Annotated in this window: 17 protein-coding genes; 7 read left to right on the forward strand and 10 right to left on the reverse strand. The window is 72.7% G+C overall.

The window, feature by feature from the left end:
* Positions 1-87: 87 nt before the first annotated feature.
* Positions 88-273, reverse strand: coding sequence for a DUF5703 family protein (locus LZ495_RS21175; protein WP_235054122.1), 186 nt, complete (start codon positions 271-273; stop codon positions 88-90).
* Positions 274-374: 101 nt separating this feature from the next.
* Between LZ495_RS21175 and LZ495_RS21180 the strand changes: the two genes are divergently transcribed.
* Positions 375-1,001: a hypothetical protein gene (locus LZ495_RS21180; protein ID WP_235054124.1), complete on the forward strand. Its 627-nt coding sequence runs from the start codon at positions 375-377 to the stop codon at positions 999-1,001.
* Positions 1,002-1,088: 87 nt separating this feature from the next.
* Here LZ495_RS21180 and LZ495_RS21185 read toward each other — a convergent pair whose 3' ends face one another.
* Positions 1,089-3,923 carry a helix-hairpin-helix domain-containing protein gene (locus LZ495_RS21185; protein ID WP_235054125.1) on the reverse strand — a complete coding sequence of 945 codons (2,835 nt, stop codon included), beginning with the start codon at positions 3,921-3,923 and terminating at the stop codon, positions 1,089-1,091.
* Positions 3,924-3,996: 73 nt separating this feature from the next.
* The gene (locus LZ495_RS21190; RefSeq protein WP_235054127.1) at positions 3,997-4,977 is read right to left on the reverse strand and encodes an aldo/keto reductase; all 981 of its coding nucleotides are present in this window, start codon (positions 4,975-4,977) and stop codon (positions 3,997-3,999) included.
* A gap of 189 nt (positions 4,978-5,166) precedes the next feature.
* Between LZ495_RS21190 and LZ495_RS21195 the strand changes: the two genes are divergently transcribed.
* On the forward strand, positions 5,167-6,213 hold the full coding sequence (locus tag LZ495_RS21195; protein ID WP_235054214.1) for an LLM class F420-dependent oxidoreductase: 1,047 nt from the start codon (positions 5,167-5,169) through the stop codon (positions 6,211-6,213).
* A 107-nt stretch (positions 6,214-6,320) separates the two neighbouring features.
* Here the strand turns inward: LZ495_RS21195 and LZ495_RS21200 are convergent, their stop codons facing one another.
* Positions 6,321-6,917, reverse strand: coding sequence for a hypothetical protein (locus LZ495_RS21200; RefSeq protein ID WP_235054129.1), 597 nt, complete (start codon positions 6,915-6,917; stop codon positions 6,321-6,323).
* 330 nt (positions 6,918-7,247) lie between these two features.
* Entirely contained in the window at positions 7,248-8,222 is a 975-nt protein-coding gene (corA, locus tag LZ495_RS21205) for a magnesium/cobalt transporter CorA (protein ID WP_308268473.1), read from the reverse strand.
* Between the two features lie 63 nt (positions 8,223-8,285).
* On the opposite strand from corA, the gene LZ495_RS21210 reads away from it, so the two are divergent.
* From LZ495_RS21210 to LZ495_RS21220, 3 genes are all read left to right on the forward strand, one after another.
* Positions 8,286-9,074, forward strand: coding sequence for a histidine phosphatase family protein (locus tag LZ495_RS21210; RefSeq protein WP_235054131.1), 789 nt, complete (start codon positions 8,286-8,288; stop codon positions 9,072-9,074).
* Between the two features lie 146 nt (positions 9,075-9,220).
* Positions 9,221-9,787, forward strand: coding sequence for a DUF3090 domain-containing protein (locus LZ495_RS21215; RefSeq protein WP_235054133.1), 567 nt, complete (start codon positions 9,221-9,223; stop codon positions 9,785-9,787).
* Positions 9,757-10,650: an SCO1664 family protein gene (locus tag LZ495_RS21220; protein WP_372498616.1), complete on the forward strand. Its 894-nt coding sequence runs from the start codon at positions 9,757-9,759 to the stop codon at positions 10,648-10,650. The genes LZ495_RS21215 and LZ495_RS21220 overlap by 31 nt, the downstream gene beginning before the upstream one ends.
* 106 nt (positions 10,651-10,756) lie before the next feature.
* On the opposite strand, the gene LZ495_RS21225 is transcribed toward LZ495_RS21220, so the two are convergent.
* Both LZ495_RS21225 and LZ495_RS21230 read right to left on the reverse strand, forming a co-directional pair.
* The gene (locus LZ495_RS21225; protein ID WP_235054135.1) at positions 10,757-12,265 is read right to left on the reverse strand and encodes an MFS transporter; all 1,509 of its coding nucleotides are present in this window, start codon (positions 12,263-12,265) and stop codon (positions 10,757-10,759) included.
* A 167-nt stretch (positions 12,266-12,432) separates the two neighbouring features.
* Positions 12,433-13,113 carry a TetR/AcrR family transcriptional regulator gene (locus LZ495_RS21230; protein ID WP_235054137.1) on the reverse strand — a complete coding sequence of 227 codons (681 nt, stop codon included), beginning with the start codon at positions 13,111-13,113 and terminating at the stop codon, positions 12,433-12,435.
* Between the two features lie 185 nt (positions 13,114-13,298).
* Here LZ495_RS21230 and mshC point away from each other — a divergent pair, with 185 nt between their 5' ends.
* Positions 13,299-14,525 (forward strand): cysteine--1-D-myo-inosityl 2-amino-2-deoxy-alpha-D-glucopyranoside ligase, encoded by a 1,227-nt coding sequence (mshC, locus tag LZ495_RS21235; RefSeq protein ID WP_235054139.1) that lies wholly within the window; start codon positions 13,299-13,301, stop codon positions 14,523-14,525.
* Positions 14,526-14,763: 238 nt separating this feature from the next.
* Here the strand turns inward: mshC and LZ495_RS21240 are convergent, their stop codons facing one another.
* Positions 14,764-15,354: a DUF6643 family protein gene (locus LZ495_RS21240; RefSeq protein ID WP_235054141.1), complete on the reverse strand. Its 591-nt coding sequence runs from the start codon at positions 15,352-15,354 to the stop codon at positions 14,764-14,766.
* Between the two features lie 288 nt (positions 15,355-15,642).
* On the opposite strand from LZ495_RS21240, the gene LZ495_RS21245 reads away from it, so the two are divergent.
* A complete protein-coding gene (locus LZ495_RS21245) occupies positions 15,643-16,749 on the forward strand; it encodes an ADP-ribosylglycohydrolase family protein (RefSeq protein ID WP_235054142.1) in 1,107 nt (368 codons plus the stop codon).
* Positions 16,750-16,926: 177 nt separating this feature from the next.
* On the opposite strand, the gene LZ495_RS21250 is transcribed toward LZ495_RS21245, so the two are convergent.
* Together LZ495_RS21250 and LZ495_RS21255 are read right to left on the reverse strand one after the other, a co-directional pair.
* Complete coding sequence (locus tag LZ495_RS21250) at positions 16,927-18,129, reverse strand: DegT/DnrJ/EryC1/StrS family aminotransferase (protein ID WP_235054143.1); 1,203 nt, start codon at positions 18,127-18,129, stop codon at positions 16,927-16,929.
* Positions 18,120-19,679, reverse strand: a complete 1,560-nt coding sequence (locus LZ495_RS21255; protein WP_235054144.1) for a hypothetical protein — start codon at positions 19,677-19,679, stop codon at positions 18,120-18,122. Before LZ495_RS21255 ends, LZ495_RS21250 begins: the two co-directional genes overlap by 10 nt.
* Positions 19,680-19,681 lie beyond the last annotated feature (2 nt).

Here is a 19,681-nt window from a genome sequence, read left to right on the forward strand (position 1 = left end):
CGCCACCGACCAACTCGCACGGCCCCCCCCCCGGGCGGGGGGTGGGCGGCCTTCGCCGTGTCCGGCCCGTAGCGCGGGCCGTCCGCACTACATCGTCCGGAGCTGCCTGATGATCCGCCGCCGCAGCACCACCCGCCTGCTGCCGTCGCGGCGTACCGTCAGCCGGTCCAACTCCCAGAAGCCGTACTCGGCCTGCTCGGTCAAAATCCGGCGTGCGTCGCTGCGCGAGGTGCCGCGCGGCAGGTGAAACTGCTGGAACTCGTAGTCCGCCAACCGATCACTCCCGATAGTCCGAACCACCGATTCAACACGCGGCGGCACCCGGCATCACAACCATTGTGCGCAACCGGGGCTGTTGCGGATAGCGTCATGCCATGACCGGAGTTGCGCAGCCCACGCCCGAGCAGGTCCGCAAGGCCGCCGAGGCCTTGAAGTCGGCCGTCGACCGCCACCTGGCCGCCGTCGAACAGCGCCAAGGCGAGAGCGACCCGGCCGTGTTCGCCGCGTACGACGAGCTGGCGGCCGCCGCCGAGGCGTACGACGAGTTGCTGTACGACGCCTACGACGAGGTCACCCCGTTCGAGGTGCCCGACCGCTCCGAGGCCGAGGAGTACCTCGGCCCGGACAACCCCGATGCGATCAGCGTCCTGATCCGCCGCGACTACGTGGTCAAGGACGCCCTGACCCTGCTCGACTACGCCCGCCTCGCGGACGCCGAATCCGGCGAACCGGGCGGCGGCGAAGGAGTGGAGAGCACGTCGACCGCACTCGCAGTGCTGTTCGACGTGTACGACCCCGACGAGATCGCGGCCCGGGCCGACGAGATCGGCCTGGAGGCCGGCGACTCGACGCTCTGGGTGACCGCCGTCGACGCGGCCGAGCCGGGGGAGTGGCTGGACGCGCCGTTCGACGACGTGGACCCGCAGGGCGTCATCTACCGGTTCGAGACCAGCACGGCGTACGAGGACGACATCGAGGCCCTGGAAGAGGACCTCAGGTGATGCGCCGGCCATGAGCCGGCGCACGCACGGGCCGGGACGGGCGCGGAAGCGCACCTGCCGGCCCGTCCCGCCTTCGGCCCGCGCCGCTCACAGGTCGGCGGACGCCTCGCGCAGCGCGTCCGCCAGACGTGTCGTACGGCTGCGGCCGACCGCCTGCGCGACTGCCTGGGGCAGGGAACCGCCGGCCGGATACACCACCGACAAGTGCCGCTGCGCCCGGGTGAACGCGGTGTAGACGAGTGCCCGCGTGACCAGGGCGCCCGCATCCCCGGGCAGCATCGCGACCACGCCCGGACGCCGTACGCCCAGCGCCTGATGCACCGTCACCGCCCAGCCGTGCCGCAGCTCGCCGAGCCGGGCCCGGGGGATGACGACCTGCTGGTCCGGGGCGTCCCGGTACACGATGGCCAGCCCGTCCGGGACGGCCGCCACGACGCGCGCCTCGGCGAACCCGGGGGCGGCCGCTCGCTGCCCGGGGATATGGACGACCCGGTCGCCGATGTCGAACCCGCCGTACTGCCCGGGCCCCGGGTTCAGGCGCTCCTTCAGCGCGGCATTGAGCACCGTCGTGCCCGCGTTGCCGCCGCCGGCGGGGGTGAGCACGAGGGTGTCGTCGACCGGGATGCCCAGCGCCCGGGGGATCGAGTCGGCGACCAGCTGGACGCACCGGTGCACGGCCTCGGCGGCGCTGCGCACGCCTACCAGGACGACCTCGCGGTCGGGCGCGTCCACGGGCGGCAGCGAACCGCCGCGTACGGCATGCGCCAAGGCGCCCAGGACACCGGGCACCGGCTCGCCGGCCGCCGGGTGCGGCACCGCGCCGCTGTCTGCGAGATCGCCGAACACCCGGCCGGGGCCCGCCGGTTCCAGCTCGGCGGGGTCGCCGCACAGGATGACGCGGGCACCGTCGGGTACCGCCTCCAGGAGCGACGCGGCGGTCGACACGTCGAGCAGGTGCGCCTCGGCGACGACGAGCAGCCCGAGGTCGAGCAGGCCCTCGGGGGTGCGGCCGGGGCCCTCCGAACCGAGGATGAGGCCGCGCACTGTGACGGGGGCGAGGGACGCTTCGGGACTGTCGGCGCTGTCGGCTGAGTCGGGGCCGGAGGTGTCCTCGGTGCCGGTCCGCCGCGTCGCGGCCGCGAGCCGGGCCCGGCCGTCCGCGGTCGGTGCCGCGAGCACGACCGGTACGCCCGCGGCGTGGGCGTGCGCGGCGAGTGCGAGGGGTGCCTGCGGCGAGTCTTCGCCGGCGGCCGGGGTGTATAGCACCAGGCCGGCTTCCTCGAGGGCGTCGGCGAGCGCCTTCGTGCTGCCGCGGCCTGCGCTCGCGAGAACGTCCGACGGCTCGGCCGTGGACATCAGGCGCAGCACGGCGTCGGCGATGCTCTCTTCGGCGAGCGCGTGGCGCTCCAGCGCGAGCGCCACCGGGCGGTCCGGCAGACCGGCGAACGGGTCGGCGAAGTCGGAGAACTCGTCGAAGTCCGCACCGTCCGCATCGTCATATTCCGCGAAGTCGTCGAAGTCGTCGTCGCCCGCACCGTCGGCGTCTTCCGAGGCGGCAGGGCGTTCCGCGAAGGCCATCACCCGGCCGTTCTCGTACGCGGTGCGGATGGCGCCCAGCGCGTCCGCGACCCCGAAGTGCTCGAGGACGGAGACGGCCGATGCGGCGTCCACGGCCGTGTGGCCTTCCGATGCGGCGCGGGCGAGGTGCCACAGCAGGATCGCCTGGGTGCGCAGCGGTGTGTCCGGGTCGGCCGCGCGGCCCTGCAGGGTCTGGCCGAACAGGTCGGCCTGCTCCGGCGAAATGCCGGGGAGGGCAAGGAGGTTCCAGGGATCCTCGGACAGCAGCGCGGCGGCGTCGGGCCCCAGGGACGCGAGGGCCTGGGCGGCGAGGCGCGTGGGCGCGCCACCTGCCGCGAGGGCCTGCTCGACGTCGGCGACCGCCTCGGCATCGGGTTCCGCGGCGTCCTCGGCGGCGATCGCGGACGGTTCCATGCTCCGGCCGCGCGGCACCCGCGGCGCGCTTGCCATGTCGGCGCCGGCCCGGCCGGTCGGCCCGGACCCCGCGCCGACCGCGAAACCGCCGGAGCGGTCGCGGCCGTCGGAAACCGACTGCTCCGGCAGGGCCGGAGCCGGGGGAGCGTCGAGTACAGGCGCTGCCCAGTCGCTCGCGGACCCGGAGGACCCGCGGCGCACGGCGGCCGCCCCGCCGCCCGCGCCCGCATATGGCGCCGGCATATCGGTCCGACGCGCGTGCCCGACCTGCCCGGCGGGCGATCGGGGCGCTGCGCTGCCGGGCCCGTCCCCGTCCTCGTTCGCCGGCATCTGCCCCGGCTCGGGGGCCGCCGTCGCGTCGAAAGCTGCGCCCGTTCCGGCGGCGTCGGGCCGCGCCACCGGACGCACGGCAGCCGTGGGACGTGGCGACGCGGACGAGCGGGGCGGTGCGCTGCCTGTGCGCTGGAGCGACCCGTCGGGTGCCGATGAGTCGATGAGCGGAGCCGCCCACCCCTCACTGCCGGCGGGGTTACCACCACCTGCACCTGGCGTCGCCGGGCCGCCGGCCGGCTGAGCCGCGTCGGGGTATGCCGCCTCGGCGAATGCGGCATACGGCGTCTCAGGGGCGTCCACGACCGGCAGCGCCCAGTCCGACCCGGTGGCCGGGCCGTCCGGGCGTCGCTGGTCGCCGAGCGTGTTCAGGGCCTGCCAGGCAGCGGCCACTTCGCTGCGGTTCGCGGCATTCTCGGAGTTCGCGGAGTTGGCCTTGTCCAGCGCGGCCAGTGCCGCCCGCGCCGCGGCGAGTGCATCTCCGCCGCCGCGCTTTGCCGCCCCGCCCGCAGAACCTGCCGAACCCGTCGAACCGGCTCCGCCGGAACCGTCCCCCGTGCTGTTCTTCGCCGCCGTCACGTCGTCCGCCTTGCCGTCCACGCCTGTGTTCTTCCGCCCGTCCACCGAACCTGCCGCCGCGACGTCGCGCGGCTTACTCCCCCCGCGGCCCCGCCTAAGCCTGGCTCCAGTCGTGGTCCGGGTAGCCCTTCCACGGCGCCGACACGTCGTCCAGCGCGTTGCGGATCTCGTGCGGCAGCGTCAGCCCCTCCGCACCCAGTGAGGCCCGCAGCTGGCCGGAGTTGCGGGCCCCGACGATCGGCGCGACCACGCCGGGCCGGTCGCGCACCCACGCGAGGGCGACCTCGATGGGCGCCGCGCCCAGGCCGTCCGCGGCCGTCGCGACAGCGTCCACGATGCGCCGCGAGTCGGCGTCCAGGTACGCGGCCACGAAGGGCCCCATGTCGGACGACGCACCGCGCGAATCGGCCGGCATGCCGTGCCGGTACTTGCCGGTCAGCACCCCGCGGCCGAGCGGCGACCACGGGAGCAGCCCCACGCCGAGGTCCAGCGCCGCCGGCAGCACCTCGCGCTCGATGCCGCGCTGCAGCAGCGAGTACTCCATCTGCGCGCTGGCCACGACCACGCGCCCGGGCGCGGCCAGTTGCCACGTCGCGGCCTTGGCGAGCTGCCAGCCGCAGAAGTTCGAGACGCCGACGTACCGGGCCCGGCCGCTGGAGACGGCCAGCTCCAGGGCGTGCAGGGTCTCCTCGAGCGGCGTGGCCGGGTCGTACGCGTGCAGCTGCCACAGGTCGACGTGATCGGTCCCGAGCCGGGCCAGCGAGGCGTCCAAGGCCTGCAGCAGATGCGCGCGCGAGCCGTCGAAGCGGCGCTCGCTGTACGGCACGCTCGCCGCCTTGGTGGCGATCACCACTTCGGAGCGCGGCACGTAGCCGTCGAGCAGCCGGCCGAGGAGGTATTCGGCCTCGCCGTCCGCGTAGACGTCGGCGGTGTCGACGAGATTGCCGCCCGCGTCGAGGAACGCCTTCATCTGGTCCGCGGCGTCCTGCTCGTCGGTGTCCCGCCCCCAGGTCATCGTCCCGAGGCCGGTCCGGGAAACCCGCAGCCCCGTGCGGCCCAGATGTCGCTGCTCCATGGCTCCGGAGACTAGCCGCTCCGGGGGACAGGGCGCGGGTGGCGGGGCCGTACGGGTCATCCGGGTCAGGCGCGCGGCATGTCGGCGCAGCGGGTTACTGAGCAGTAGTAAAACCGATAGGGTCCGATCAGCAGGACCGGCACCACACGCCACGACACGACACGACCCCCGAGAGGCAACGGCATGGGCATGCGGCTGGGCATCAACCTCGGTTACTTCGGCGCGGGCAACGACGCCGACAACCTCGCCGTCGCCCAGGAGGCGGACCGGCTCGGCTACGCGGTCTGCTGGGCCGCCGAGGCATACGGCTCGGACGCGGCCACCGTCCTCGCCTGGGTCGCCGCCAAGACCGAGCGCATCGACGTCGGCTCGGCGATCTTCCAGATCCCGGCCCGCACCCCCGCGATGACCGCGATGACCGCGGCCACCCTCGACACCCTGACCGGCGGCCGCTTCCGGCTCGGCCTCGGGGTGTCCGGTCCGCAGGTCTCCGAGGGCTGGTACGGCGTGCGCTTCGACAAGCCGCTGGCCCGCACCCGCGAGTACGTCGAGATCATCCGCAAGGCCATGCGCCGCGAGCGCCTCGAACACCACGGCGAGCACTGGGACCTCCCGCTGCCCGGCGGCCCCGGCAAGCCGGTCAAGCTGACCGTGCACCCGGTCCGCGAGCACATCCCGCTCTACATCGCCGCGGTCGGCCCCAAGAACCTCGAGCTGACCGGCGAGATCGCGGACGGCTGGCTGGGCGTCTTCTACGCGCCCGAGCACGCCGAGGAGTCCCTCGCCCACGTGCGGGCCGGCCGCGCGAAGGCCGGACTGGGCCTCGAGGGCTTCGACGTCGTCCCGACCGTCCCGGTCGTCCTCGGCGACGACCCGGTCGAGGCCGCGCACGCGGTCCGCGGGTACGCCGCGCTGTACATCGGCGGCATGGGCAGCCGCGACCAGAACTTCTACAACAAGCTCGCGGTCCGCATGGGCTACGAGGCCGAGGCCAAGGAGATCCAGGACAAGTTCCTGGCCAAGGACTACATGGGCGCCGGCATGGCCGTCCCGCACGACCTCATCGACAAGACCGCGCTGCTGGGCACCAAGGAGCGCATCGCCGAGCGCATGCACGCGTACGCCGACACCGGCGTGACCACGCTCACCATCGCGCCGACCGCCGACACACTCGAAGGCCGCATCGCGACCCTGCGCACGGCCGCCGAGGCGCTGGAGCTGTCCGGCCGCGGCTGACCCACCCCCCGCGCGGCCCGTACCGGGCCGCCGCCGCGACCGGCAAGCGAAGGGCCGGTGCACCCGCTCAGCGGATGCACCGGCCCTTTGTCGTCTGCCCTGCCCGGCTACCGGGGCCCCGGCACCCGCTCCGCCACCACCTGCGCGAATTCCAGCAGGCGGCGGATCTGCCCGGGGCCGCCGTCGTCCAGGGACTTGCTGAAGCGGTACGCCTCCTGCCGGAACCGCCCGGTCGAGGTCCCCTCCTCGCCGCGCACGGTGGCGATCTCCTGCAGCGTCGGGGTCGCCAGGAAGACGTACGCGCCGCGCATCTCGCGACCGCCGTCCTCGGCGGTGCCGACCAGCGTCCTTATGCCCACGTGGGACACCGAGCCGAGCGGGATCACCTGGACCGACGAGTCGAGCACCGTGCCGCCCGGCGCGGACGCGTCCGTCATGTCCTCGCTGTGCCACAGCACAAGGCGGTGGTCGTCGCAGACCGCGGCTTCCTGCCACACCGAGGTGCCGTTGGCGTTGATGTCCACGACCCGTTCGAGGGTGAACGCGCGCACCGGGCGGCGCCCCAGGACCGAGCCCAATGCCTCCAGCGCCACATCGGGATGCAGCAGGTAGGCACGGACCGCATCCTCGAGTTCGCGGTGTGCGGACCAGTCCGCACCCGCGGCACCCGAACCCGGGACCGCGGGCGGCTGCACCCGCGACATCCGCTGCTTCCCCGGCCTGCCGAACATCCCCACCTGCTCTCCCCTGGCCTGCGTACCGGACCAGCCTATGCGGGGAATCGGGCGGAGGGTGCCCGGGGCGGACGGCCGCACTGATCACCAATCGGTGCAGAACATGCTTTACGGCCGGGGCGGGGGGATTCGAACAGCCCCGCCACGGCCGTCGTCATGCTCAACGAGCCTGCCCCGAAAGGGTTGCGGGTGCCGCGGACGGAAACCGCGAACGCAACTCGTGTGGGTGACCCCGGCCCGACTCCGGCCCGCATTGTGGGTGTCCTCACAAGTCCCGGGCCCGGTCCGGGCCCGGCACCGTCACAGCCAGCCGTTGCGCCGGAACAGGCGGTGGATGCCCACGCACGCGCACAGCATGACGATCAGCACCGCCGGATATCCCCACGCCTGCCGCAGCTCCGGCATGTGGTCGAAGTTCATCCCGTACACGCCCGCGATCATGGTCGGCACCGCGGCGATCGCCGCCCACGCCGAGATCTTGCGCATGTCCTCGTTCTGCCGCACGCCCACCTGCGCGAGATTCGCGCTCAGCACGTCCGACAGCAGCCGGTCGAACGAGTCGACCTGCTCGTTGACCCGCACCAGATGGTCCGCGACGTCCCGGAAGAAGGGCTGCGTTTCCTCCGGCACGAACATGACCTCGGTGGTCGCCAGCTTGCGTATCGGATCCGTCAGCGGCTGCGCGGCCCGCCGGAACTCCAGCACCTCGCGCTTGAGCAGGTAGATCCGCTCCGCGTCGTTCTCGCGGTGCGCGGAGAAGACCCGGGACTCCATCTCCTGCAGGTCGGTCTCCAGCTCGGACGCCACCGACAGGTACGTGTCGACCACCGCATCGCACACCGCGTACAGCACCGCGCCGGGGCCGTACCGCAGCATCTCCGCCTTCTTCTCCAGCCGTTTGCGCACGTCGGAGAGCGGATTCGCGGCACCGTGCCGGACCGTGACGATGAACGAGTCGCCCACGAAGACCATCAGCTCGCCGGTCTCGACCGCCGACGTCTCCTCGATGTAGTAGAGCGTCTTGAGCACCACGAAGACGGAGTCCTCGTACAGCTCCAGCTTGGGCCGCTGATGCGCGTGCAGGGCGTCCTCGACGGCCAGCGGGTGCAGCCCGAACTCGCTGGTCACGAGCTCGAACTCCTTCGGCGTCGGCTCGTGCAGGCCGATCCACAGGAACGCGTCCCCGGATGCCCGCGCCTCGTCCAGGGCGTCGGAGAAGTCGGCCGGGCCTTCGGTCCGGACACCGTTGCGGTAGATGGCGCAGTCGACGATCACCCGGACATTGTGGCCTGCCGCGGGCATGGCCGGGACCCGCGGGAGCCCCGTACAGTGATCCGAATGGCGACGCTGCTCCTGGTCCGGCACGGCCGGACCACCGCGAACTCCTCGGGTGTGCTGGCCGGCTGGACTCCCGGAGTCCACCTCGACGAACGCGGCCGCGAGCAGGCCGCCGCGCTGGCCCGCCGCATCGCCGCGGTCCCGCTGGCCGCCGTGGTGTCCAGCCCGCTGGACCGCTGCCGCGAGACGGCCGCCGAGATCGCCGCGGTCCGCGAGGGCACCAAGCTCGCACTGGACGCCGGGGTGCAGGTCGACGACCGGATCGGCGAGTGCCGCTACGGCGACTGGACCGGCCAGGAGCTCAAGAAGCTGGCCAAGGACCCGCTGTGGCCGGTCGTGCAGAACCACCCCAGCGCCGCGGTGTTCCCCGGCGAGGGCGGCGAGGCGCTGCGCGACACCCAGGCCCGCGCGGTCGGGGCGATCCGCGAATGGAACGCCCGCCTGGAGGACGAGCACGGCCCGGACGTCCAGTATGCGATGTGCTCGCACGGCGACGTCATCAAGGCCGTGGTCGCCGACGCCCTCGGCATGCACCTCGACCTCTTCCAGCGCATCATGGTCGACCCGTGCGCGCTGACCGTCGTGCACTACGGCCGCACCCGGCCGTTCGTGGCCCGGCTGAACGACACGGGCGGCGGCGTCGAGGCGCTGATCCCGCCGGCCAAGCCCGCGGCCCGCGGCAAGCGCGGGAAAGCCGGTGCCGCGGGAGGCTCCGTGAGCGCCGGAAAGCGCGGAAAATCGTCCGCCACCGACGATGCGGTGGTGGGCGGCGGAGCCGGTGCCCCTTAGGGTGCAGCGAGGGCCCGGCAAGCCCGTACGCCCGACCGGCACAACCGGACGGTGCACCACGCGTTAATGTCGGGCGTCCCGGTACCACCGCTGCCGCTCGGGCAGCAGTCCAGTCAGCAGTAGTACGAGTAGTACGGAGCCAACTCGTGCCCCGCCAGGTCTTCCTGTACGACCCGCCAGACCGATTCGTCGCCGGCACGGTGGGGGAGCCAGGACAGCGCACCTTCTTCCTGCAGGCCACCGCAGGCAGCCGTGTCACCAGCGTCGCGCTGGAGAAGGCACAGGTCGCCGTCCTCGCCGAGCGCGTCGACGAGCTTCTGGACGAACTGGTCCGGCGCAGCGGCGGCGAGACCCCCGTGCCGGCCGTCGCCCCGCCCGACCTCGAGGACGCCGCGCCGCTCGCCGCGCCCATCCTGGAGGAATTCCGGGTCGGCACCATGGCCTTGGCCTGGGACTCCGACGACGACCGCCTGGTGGTCGAGGCGCAGGCGCAGGTTCCGGACGACGACAACCCCGAGGACACCCTGCTCGGCGAGGACGACGAGGACGGCCCGCCGCTGCTGCGCGTCCGGCTGACCGGCCCCATGGCCCGGGCGTTCGCCAAGCGCGCGCTGCTCGTGGTCGCCGCGGGCCGCCCGTCCTGCCCGTTCTGCGGGCTGCCGATGGACGCCGAGGGCCACATCTGCCCCCGCGCGAACGGATACCGCCGCTGAGCGCGGCCCCCGGCCCGGTCGGGGGCGCCGGCCGGGCCCTGGAGGCCGGCAACGGCGCACTGGACGCCGCGGCCGCCGCCGAACTCCTGGCCCGCGGCGAGATCACCGTCGAGGGACGGCTGACCGACGCATCCAACGCCACGCTCTACTGCCGCATCGAACTCGACGGCGTGGCCCGGGCCTGCGTCTGGAAGCCGGTGGCCGGCGAACGCCCGCTCTGGGACTTCCCGGACGGCACCCTGGCCGGCCGCGAGGTGGCGACGTACCTGCTGTCCGAGGCGACCGGCTGGGGCATCGTGCCGCCGACCGTGCTGCGCGACGGGCCGTACGGCACCGGCATGTGCCAGCTGTGGATCGACGGCGAACCCGGTGACGGCCTCGTCGACCTGCAGGACGGCCCGGCCCCCGAACCGGGCTGGCTGCCCATCGCGCAGGTCGCGGTGGACGACGGCAAGGGCGGCCAGAAGCCCGCGCTGCTGGTCCACGCGGACAGCGAACCGATGCGCCGCGTCGCGGTGTTCGACGCGGTGGCCAACAACGCGGACCGCAAGGGCGGCCACCTGCTGCCCGGCCCGGACGGCCACGTGTACGGCATCGACCACGGCATCTGCCTGCACACCGACGACAAGCTCCGCACGCTGCTGTGGGGCTGGGCGGGCGAGGAACTCCCGGACGAGGCCCTGGAGACGCTCCGGCGTCTGCACACCGACCTCGCCGGCGCCCTGGGCGACACGCTCCGCATCCACCTGACGCCCGCCGAAGTCGATGCGGTCGGCGCCCGCGTCGCGGCCCTGCTGCACTCCGGAAAGCACCCGCTGCCCTCCCAGGGCCGCCGCCCCGCGGTGCCCTGGCCGCTCATCTGACGCCCCCGGGACACAAGCCGAAGGCCGGGAACTCCGCAGGGAGTTCCCGGCCTATCAGGTGCCGTACGCCGATCGGGCGTCCGCACCCGGGCTCACCGCACGGGCGTCAGCCCACGTGCACCGCGCCCAGGGGGGCCGGCGCGCCTTCCTCGGCGTGCTTCGGGCGGGGCGTGTCCATCAGGAACCCGACCAGGACCGCGGCGCCCACCAGGATGCAGCCAGCGTACACCGTCGCGACCGAGAAGCCGTGCACCAGGCCTTCGAGGCGCACGCCCGGGTTCACCGGGGCGTGGCTCTTCAGGTAGTCGCCGGTGGCCGTGGTGGCGATCGTGTTGAGCAGCGCGATACCGATCGAACCGCCCACCTGCTGCGCGGTGTTGGCCATCGCGGAGGCGACGCCCGAGTCCTCGTCCTTGACGCCGTGCGTCGCGTAGTTCATCGCCGGGGCCATCACCAGGCCCATGCCCGCGCCGAGCAGGAACTCGGCGGGCAGCACGCCGGCCGCGTACGAGGTGTCCACGCCGATCCGGGAGAGCATGAACATCCCGGACGCCGCGATCAGCATGCCCGGCACCATCAGCATCCGCGGTGCGACCTTGGGGATCAGCCGCGACGAGATGCCGCCGCCGGTGATCACCACGCCCACCGACATCGGCAGGAACGCGAGCCCGGCCTTGACCGGCGAGTACCCCTTCACGACCTGCAGGTAGTACGTGAGGAACAGGAACATCGCGAACATGCCGATCACCGCGAGCCCGATCGCCAGGTACGCGCTGCCGCGGGTCCGGTCGAGCACCACCCGCAGCGGCAGCAGCGGCTTGGCGACCCGCGTCTCGACATAGACGAACAGGCCCATCAGCAGCGTGCCGGCGATCAGCATCCCGATGACCAGCGCCGAGTCCCAGCCCTCGGTCTCCGCCTCGCCGAGCCCGTACACGATCGCGAACAGGCCCGCGGTGACCAGCAGGACGCCCGGGATGTCGAACTTCGCCCGGCCCTCGGCGCGCGTCTCGGTCAGCACCAGGTACGCACCGACGCCGGCGATCGCCGCGATCGGGATGTTGACGAAGAAGCACCAGCGCCAGTCGAGGTACTCGGTGAGCACACCGCCGAGCACCAGGCCCAGCGCGCTGCCGCCGCCCGCGATGGCACCGAACACGCCGAACGCCTTGGCGCGTTCCTTGGGCTCGGTGAAGTTGACCGCCAGCAGTGAGAGCGCAGCGGGCGCCAGGAGGGCCCCGAAGGCGCCCTGGAGGGCCCGCGCGGCGAGCAGCAGCCCGAAGGTGTTCGCGGCGCCGCCGAGCGCCGAGGCGCCCGCGAAGCCGACCAGGCCGATGAGGAACGCCCGCTTGCGCCCCGTGTAGTCGGCGATCCGGCCGCCGAGCAGCAGCAGGCTGCCGAACGCCAGTGTGTACGAGGTGATCACCCACTGCCGGGAGGCGTCGGTGACGTCGAGGTCCTGCTGCGCGGACGGCAGGGCGATGTTCACGATGGTCACGTCGATGATGACCATGAGCTGAGCGAATGCGATGAATGCCAGGGCGAGCCAGCGCCGCGGGTTCGCGGGGGTCGCGCCGCCGGGGGACTGGGCCGGGATCTTGGCCGAGGTGCTCATGCCGATCGCCTTCTTCTGTCGGGCGGCAGCCCGGGGGAGGCCGGGCTGAAGCCGGATGGAATGTGCGGGGGACGTGCCGATCGTGCGTGCGTGCGGTGGTGCCGTGCGTGTTCTCGTGCAGCCGTGCCGCGGTTCACCCGTGCATGTGTGCTCCGCGTCCGCGCGGGTCAGTCCGTCGGCACGGCGCCGTTCGCGAACTTGCCGCGGAGCTTGTCGAAGTCGGCCAGCGAGACGGCCGGCGGCCGGAGTTCGAGGCGTTCGGCGGGGTCCGAAGCGCGCAGTCCGTCGAGGTAGATGTCGAGGTGCCGGTGCGCCAGGTCGTCGTCGACCAGGATCTTGGTGATCGCGGGCAGCGGCCGGCTCAGCCGGACGACCATGAACGCGATGTCGCCGAACACCGCTTCCGGCCGGATCAGCCCCTGGGCCTGCGCGGTCGTCAGGATGCGCTGCACCGGTACGCCGACCGCGAGCCGGGCCTGGTCGACCTCGTCGTCGAACTCCACCCGGCCGGCCAGCATCGGCATGATCGCGCCCATCTTGGCGTCCAGCGCGCCGTGCATGAAGCGGCGCAGCGCGTCGAACGCGTCGGTGCCGTGCTCCTCGGCATTCCGGGCGGTCTCGGCCATGACGCCGAAGGTGTCCAGGACGACCGCGCGGATCAGGGCGTCGCGGTCCGGGAAGCGGCGGTAGAGGGTCGCGATGCCGACGCCGGCCTGCCGGGCGATCTCGTCCAGCGGGGCGTCGGCCCCGGCCTCGATGAAGATGTCGCGGGCCGCGTCGATGATGAGCTGCCGGTTGCGCTGCGCATCGGCGCGCATCCGCCCGCCGCCGTCCGTCGTGCCGCCCATCGTCTGCTCCTCGCCGTAGTACGGGTCGTCCGGCGGAGGATCTATGTGGAGAGATTTCCTCCGCCTGAAGAGAAGTTAGCAGAAGTGGAGAGAATTTCTCCACTACCTCCGGCGAACTTCTTCGCGAGCCCATTCGGACCCTGCCGGTATCCGGGCAGCGCTCACGTACCGTTACGCTCATAGGCATGTATGCCTGGCCCGCACCCGAGCTGCCCGTCCTGCCTGGTCAGGGCGCATCCCTGCGCGTCCACGACAGCGCCGCACGGGATCTAGTGACGACCACTCCGGGGCCCCTGGCCCGGCTCTACGTCTGCGGCATCACGCCGTACGACGCCACCCACATGGGGCACGCCGCGACCTACGTCGCCTTCGACCTGCTGCAGCGGGTCTGGCGCGACGCGGGCCACCGGGTGCACTACGTCCAGAACGTCACCGACGTCGACGACCCCCTGCTCGAGCGCGCCGAGCGCGACGGCGAGGACTGGACCGAGCTGGCCGAGCGCGAGACCGCGCTGTTCCGCGAGGACATGACCGCGCTCCGCGTGCTGCCGCCGGACCACTACGTCGGCGTCGTCGAGGCGATCGACCGGATCGTCCCGATCATCGTGGACCTGCGCGACAAGGGCGCCGCCTACGACCTCGACGGCGACTACTACTTCTCCGTCTCCTCCGACGAACGCTTCGGCGGGGTCTCCGGATTCACCGCCGAGGAGATGCTCAAGCTGTCCGCCGAGCGCGGCGGCGACCCCGAGCGCCCCGGCAAGAAGAACCCGCTCGACCCGCTGCTGTGGCGCGCCGCGCGCGACGGCGAGCCGTCCTGGCCCAGCCCGCTCGGCCCCGGCCGCCCCGGCTGGCACATCGAGTGCGTGGCGATCGCCCTCGAACACCTCGGCATGGCCTTCGACGTCCAAGGCGGCGGCTCCGACCTGGTGTTCCCGCACCACGAGATGGGCGCCTCGCACGCCCAGGTCGCCACCGGCGACGCCCCGTACGCCAAGGCTTACGTGCACGCCGGCATGGTCGGCCTGCACGGCGAGAAGATGTCGAAGTCGCGCGGGAACCTGGTCTTCGTCTCCCGGCTCCGGCACGACGGCGTCGACCCGATGGCGATGCGCCTGACGCTGCTCGCCCACCACTACCGCAGCGACTGGGAGTGGACGGACGCGGTGCTCGCCGAGGCCGAGGCCCGCCTCGGCCGCTGGCGCGCCGCCGTCTCCCGTCCCGACGGCCCTTCCGCCGACGGCATGTTGGCCGCCATGCGCGAGCGCATGGCCGACGACCTGGACGCCCCCGGCGCGCTCGCCGCGATGGACGCCTGGGTCGAGCAGCAGCTGACCGAGGGCGGCGACGACGAGGGCGCCCCCGGCGTCGCCTCACGCGCCGTCGACGCGCTTCTGGGCATCGCGCTCTAGGCACCGCACGCAGCACAACACAGGGCGCGGGGCGGCGCCCCCCCGGCCGGGCCCGGGCCCACCCCCACCACCCGGGGGGGGGGCCGGCCCCCGGGGGGCGGGCCAGCGCCCTGTTGTCGTCACATGTACCGCGCCCGCCGCGCGCAGCAGTCCCGCCGTCGGCTCTCGACCTCGGCCGCCTCCGAACCGGGACCGCCTTGCCCTGTTCCGGTTCGCTCCGCTGCGTCGGCAGTATCGGCTAGTAGCGGTCCTGGAAGCTGCTCGGCTCCGGACGGCCCGCCATGCGCGGCGGCGGGACCTGGCCGCCGTACGGCTGCGGCGCACCCGGCGCGGGGCGGTAGCCCTGCGGGGCACCCGGCGCCGGGCGGTAGCCCTGCGGCAGCGGCTGGCCGTACTGCGGCTGCGGGGCCGCGGCGTACTGGCTCGGCTGCGGCGCGGGCGCCGGGGTGAACGGCATCGGCGCGGGCGGCGCAGGCGCGTAGGCCGGCGACGAGTAGCCCGCATTCGCGTACGGCGAAGCACCGTACGACGCCGAGTAGCTGCTGCCCGAGGGTGCGGCCGAGTACCCGGACGGCGAGCCGTACGACGAGCCCGCGTACGACGAACTGCCGTACGAAGAGCTCGTGTTCGACGAGGGGAGCGCAGGCAGCGCCGGCAGGGCCGGGCGGTCGCCGAAGCGCGAGTAGTGTCCGAGCCCAGTGAAGTCCGGCGCGGGCACGTGCATGGGTCCGATCTCCGGGCGGCCCCGTTCGGCCACCAGACGGTCGTAGATCGGTGTCTCCGAATACGGCGAATAGATGCCGCCGTCAAAGGCTCGAGCCGAGGTCATGGCCGATAAGGTACGCGATCCCGGGCCGTTGCGAACCCCCTTCGAGGTGTCGAATTTCCGGGCTACGCGTTCCTTTTACGCCACCGGCCCGAACGACCTCCCCCAGGTGCAACCTGCACGTAACACAAGAGGGTCGGCATCACCCGATTCGGCCGGATTGGGCCATCGGCGTACAGATGTACGGCGAACTGTGGCCAACGCGCGCTTCGCGGAGCATGATGGCTGCCTGCCACGCGGCAGTGCGCTTCCACTTGTAACGCATGACCCACCCGACGGGGGAGGGACGACGTGCGACGCGATCGTGCAGTACCGGATCGGCATCGCGGTGAAGATCCGGACAGCAGAGCGGCGACGCCCGACGAGCGGTCCGAGGCCGGCGGCCGGTACGCGCCCGGCGGCCGCTACGAGCCCGCCGACGACGCCGCCATCGATGCGGGCCTGCCGCCGGACGGACCACCGGACCGCCCGCCGCCCGACGACGTCCTCCTGGACCGCATCCAGGGCGGCTGGCTCGGCCGCTACGCCGGCGCCCACATGCTCGCCGACCCCGCCGAGCCGCTGGACCGCAGCGACGCGGTCGACCGCGCCGTCCTGACGCTGCGCATGCTGGAGACGTACGGGCCCGGCTTCACCCACGAGCAGATGGCGTCGCTGTGGCTGCTCACCCTGCCGTTCCTGCGCCCGGGCGGCGCCGAACGCGCCGCGTACCGCAACCTGGTCGAAGGCGCCACCGGCCCCGGCGGCGCCGGCACGCTGCCCAGGCCCGCCTCCCACCAGGAAGGCGACGGTGCACTGCCGCGCGCCGACCTGTACGGCTACATCGCCCCCGGCGACCCGCGCCGCGCCGCCCGCCTGGCCCGCAAGGACGCGCAGCTCTCGCATGCCGCCAGCGGCCTGTACGGGGCCATGTGGGTGGCCGCGCTGTCCTCCGCCGCGTTCACTGCGCACGACGCCACCGAGGCGGTCGCGGTGTCCCTGCGGCACATCCCGCCCCGCTCCCGGCTGTTCGACGCGCTGTGCGAGGTGCTCGTCGCGCACGCCCGCGGCCGGACCTGGCGGTCGGTCGTCGACGACATCCACCGCGAGCACGCGCACTACGGCCCGCAGCACGCGGTCGGCAACGCCTGCCTCATCGCGGCCGGACTGCTGTGGGGCGAGGGCGACTGGGTGCAGTCGGTCTCGCTGACCGTGCAGGGCGGCTGGGATACGTCGGTGGGACCGGCCGCCACCGGATCGGTGGCCGGTGTGCTGGTCGGCACCGAGGGCATCCCGGTCGAGTGGCGGCACGCGGCCGTGGACCGGGTGCGCACCTCCGTCCCGGACGCGGGGGAGTGCCGCATCGCCGATCTGGCCGGAAGGACGTATGCGTTGGCCCGCACCAACGCGCTGTCCTGACGCACCGTGATAATTGCCGAGTTGCGCTTCCGGGCGCGTTCACGGCGTGTTCACGGCGCGTTCCAAGGTCGAAACTGCGCCGCCGGAAAGAAATCCCATTCCGGCGACCCGAAGAATTGCGCGAAGGCGGTGCGCAAATGGTCTTGCGCACCGCCCCACATGATTTCTGATTAGCCGTCAGATCCGGTCGGCGTGCCCCTGGATGCGCACCACGGCGTCCGCGATCCGCAGCACCGTCGCCTCGTCCATGTGCGACCACAGCGGAACCGTCAGCACCCGGTCGGCCATCTTCTCGGTGACCGGCAGTGCACGCTCGCCGGCCCACTCCGCGTACGCCTTCTGCAGGTGCACCGCAGGGTAGAAGTAGCGCCGCGAGTCGATGCCCTCGGCCTTCAGCGCGGCGCCCAACGCCTCGGTACCGCAACCGAATTCGTCCGGGTCGATGATCAGCGTCAGGTCCTTCCAGGTCGAGCTGTCGCCCTCCGCCAGCCGCGGCAGCGCCAGTCCCGGCAGGCCCGCGACGCGCTCCGCGAACGCCGCGACCATCGCCCCGCGGTGCGCGATGCGCTCCGGCAGCGACCGCAGCGACACGAGGGCAAGTGCCGCGTGCAGCTCGGACATCCGGGCGTTCAGACCCGGGAAGACGCAGTCGTAGTCGCCCGGATTGCCGTAGCCGCGCCCGAGGCGGATCTGCTCGGCCAGCGCCGCGTCCCGGGTGGCCACCAGGCCGCCCTCCGCGGCCACCACGACCTTGGTCGGGCTCAGGCTGAACACCTCGGCGCTGCCGAACCCGCCGATCGGCTGCCCGTTGCGGCGGCTGCCGAACGCGTGGGCCGCGTCGTACAGCAGCGGTACGCCGTAGTCGTCCGCGGTCTTCTGCAGCTCCTCCACGTCGCACGGCGTGCCGTACACGTGCGTCGCCATGAGCGCCTTCACGCCCCCGGCCGCCTCGGAGTGCGCCAGAGCGGCCGCCGCGTCCGCCGGGTCGAGCGTCACATTGTGCTCGTTGACCTCCGCGAACACCGGTCGCCCGCCTGCCCAGTGGGCCGCATGTGCGGTCGCCGAGAACGTGAAACTCGGCATCACCACCCGGTGGCCCGCCACCCCGAAGGCCTGCAGCGCCAGCATCAGGCCGCTGGTGCAGTTCGACACCGCGACGACATGCGGGACGTCGAGGAACTCGGCTGCCGCCTCCTCGAGTTCGCGCACCGTGTCGCCGTTGGTCAGCTGCCCGCTGGTCAGGATCCCGTCCAGTCGGCGGTCCAACTCCGCGCGGTCCGGCACCTGCACGCGCGTCAGCGGCAGCCCTTCCGGAAACAGCGCCGTCCCGCCCAACGCCGCCGGCAGCCCCGCCCCGGCCCCACCATCCGTCACCGCCACTGCGGTTCCCCCCTCCCTGCGGCCGGGAACCCTGTCCCGGCCGGACTGGTCGCCGATCCCGGCGAATTGGGTGTGCTCGGCCAAGCCCCGGACACCGAGAGCGACCCCGCCGCCGGACCCGAGACGGGACCCGGCGCCGAGGGAGAACCCGACGCGGACCCCGCCGCGACCCCCGGCCCCGCACCCGGCACGGACGGCCCCTGGCCGCCTGCCTTCGCCTTCACGGGGCCCTTGCGGCGCCGGCGGGTCCCCTGCCCGTCCGGCACCTCGGGTTTCGATATCGCGAGCAGCACGAGCACGAACGGGAAGACCTGGACCCGCTCACGGGTCAGGATCCCGAAGTTCTTGATGTTCGCGAACGCCATCGCGAACACCAGCGTGTAGACCAGCGCGAACGCCAGATACGGCCGTCTCACCAGCAGCGCGGGCAACTTGCGCAGCCGGGCCAGCGACGTCACCACGAGCGCCATCAGCAGCACGCCCTCGAGCGAGGCCAGCAGCGCCTGCATGTTGTGCACTTCGAACGGGAACGGCCGGAACAGCACGGTCATCAGCGACTGCGGCAGATGCGACGGCGAGATCACACTCGTCTGCTCCACCGCCGCGCCCGAGGCCGAACCGCCCTGCGCCGTCTGCGTCTGCGTATGGTTCAGCACCTGCGTCGCGGACCCGGCGCTCAGGTCCGCGGTGCCGAAGAACTTCCCGACCTGCTTGAGCGCGATCACCGCCGCCGCGCCCAGCACGACCGCACCGAACCCGGCGCGCAGCGGCCCCAGTGCGGAAACCTGCTGCGGACGGCTGCGCAGCAGATAGCCGACCATCAGACCGCACATGATGAGCACCGTCACGTGCGGCCGGACCATCGTGGTGCCCGTCATGCCGAGCAGCAGGAAGAAGTACGCACCGCGCCGCCGCACCAGCAGCAGCGCACACCCGTACGCACACATGCCCAAGGTCAGCAGCATCCAGGTGTCTTTGCCGATGCCCGATGGCCAGAACAGCAGCGACGGCAGGAAGAACACCAGCTTCGCGTACCGCTTCCGGTCCCCGTCCGGGTAGGCGATCGTGAACGCCCGCCAGCACAGGTACAGGCCCCAGAAGCCCATCCACGAATAGACCAGATACCCCGACAGGATGGACTGCCCCACAAAGGAGTAGACGATCCCGGTCACGATCATGATGAAGCCGGTCCCGATGACCTTGCGGCCGATGTCGACCGTGAAGTCGCCGTCACGGAAATGCACCGCGAGCTGGCGGCCGATCCGGTCGTACGTGGCCGCGTCCGCGGTGCCGTCGTACAGCACGAACGACATCCAGTAGCGCGCGAAGCACGCCACCAGCTTCGCGACCAGCGCCCACACCACGATCTTCTGGAACCACGGGTCATCGTCGCGGGTGAAGCGCTCCAGCAGCGGAATGCTCAGCGTCAGCAGCAGCGGGAACACGATGAGCGCGCCCCACATGTCGTAGGCGCGGTTCTCCATCGCCCACGCGAAGACCGCCACGTAGAAGCCGACCACCCCGGTCGCGGCCAGACCGGCCCAGGGCACTC

Source organism: Yinghuangia soli (assembly GCF_021502675.1).
In the GTDB taxonomy this organism is placed as follows: domain Bacteria; phylum Actinomycetota; class Actinomycetes; order Streptomycetales; family Streptomycetaceae; genus Yinghuangia; species Yinghuangia soli.

What these genes read in the sequence shown, in the direction of transcription:
- LZ495_RS21180 (WP_235054124.1), top strand. Translation starts at nt 375, where the DNA reads ATGACCGGAGTTGCGCAGCCCACGCCCGAGCAGGTCCGCAAGGCCGCC.
- LZ495_RS21190 (WP_235054127.1), bottom strand. Translation starts at nt 4,977, where the DNA reads ATGGAGCAGCGACATCTGGGCCGCACGGGGCTGCGGGTTTCCCGGACC.
- LZ495_RS21195 (WP_235054214.1), top strand. Translation starts at nt 5,167, where the DNA reads ATGCGGCTGGGCATCAACCTCGGTTACTTCGGCGCGGGCAACGACGCC.
- LZ495_RS21200 (WP_235054129.1), bottom strand. Translation starts at nt 6,917, where the DNA reads ATGTCGCGGGTGCAGCCGCCCGCGGTCCCGGGTTCGGGTGCCGCGGGT.
- LZ495_RS21210 (WP_235054131.1), top strand. Translation starts at nt 8,286, where the DNA reads ATGGCGACGCTGCTCCTGGTCCGGCACGGCCGGACCACCGCGAACTCC.
- LZ495_RS21225 (WP_235054135.1), bottom strand. Translation starts at nt 12,265, where the DNA reads ATGAGCACCTCGGCCAAGATCCCGGCCCAGTCCCCCGGCGGCGCGACC.
- LZ495_RS21230 (WP_235054137.1), bottom strand. Translation starts at nt 13,113, where the DNA reads ATGGGCGGCACGACGGACGGCGGCGGGCGGATGCGCGCCGATGCGCAG.
- mshC (WP_235054139.1), top strand. Translation starts at nt 13,299, where the DNA reads ATGTATGCCTGGCCCGCACCCGAGCTGCCCGTCCTGCCTGGTCAGGGC.
- LZ495_RS21240 (WP_235054141.1), bottom strand. Translation starts at nt 15,354, where the DNA reads ATGACCTCGGCTCGAGCCTTTGACGGCGGCATCTATTCGCCGTATTCG.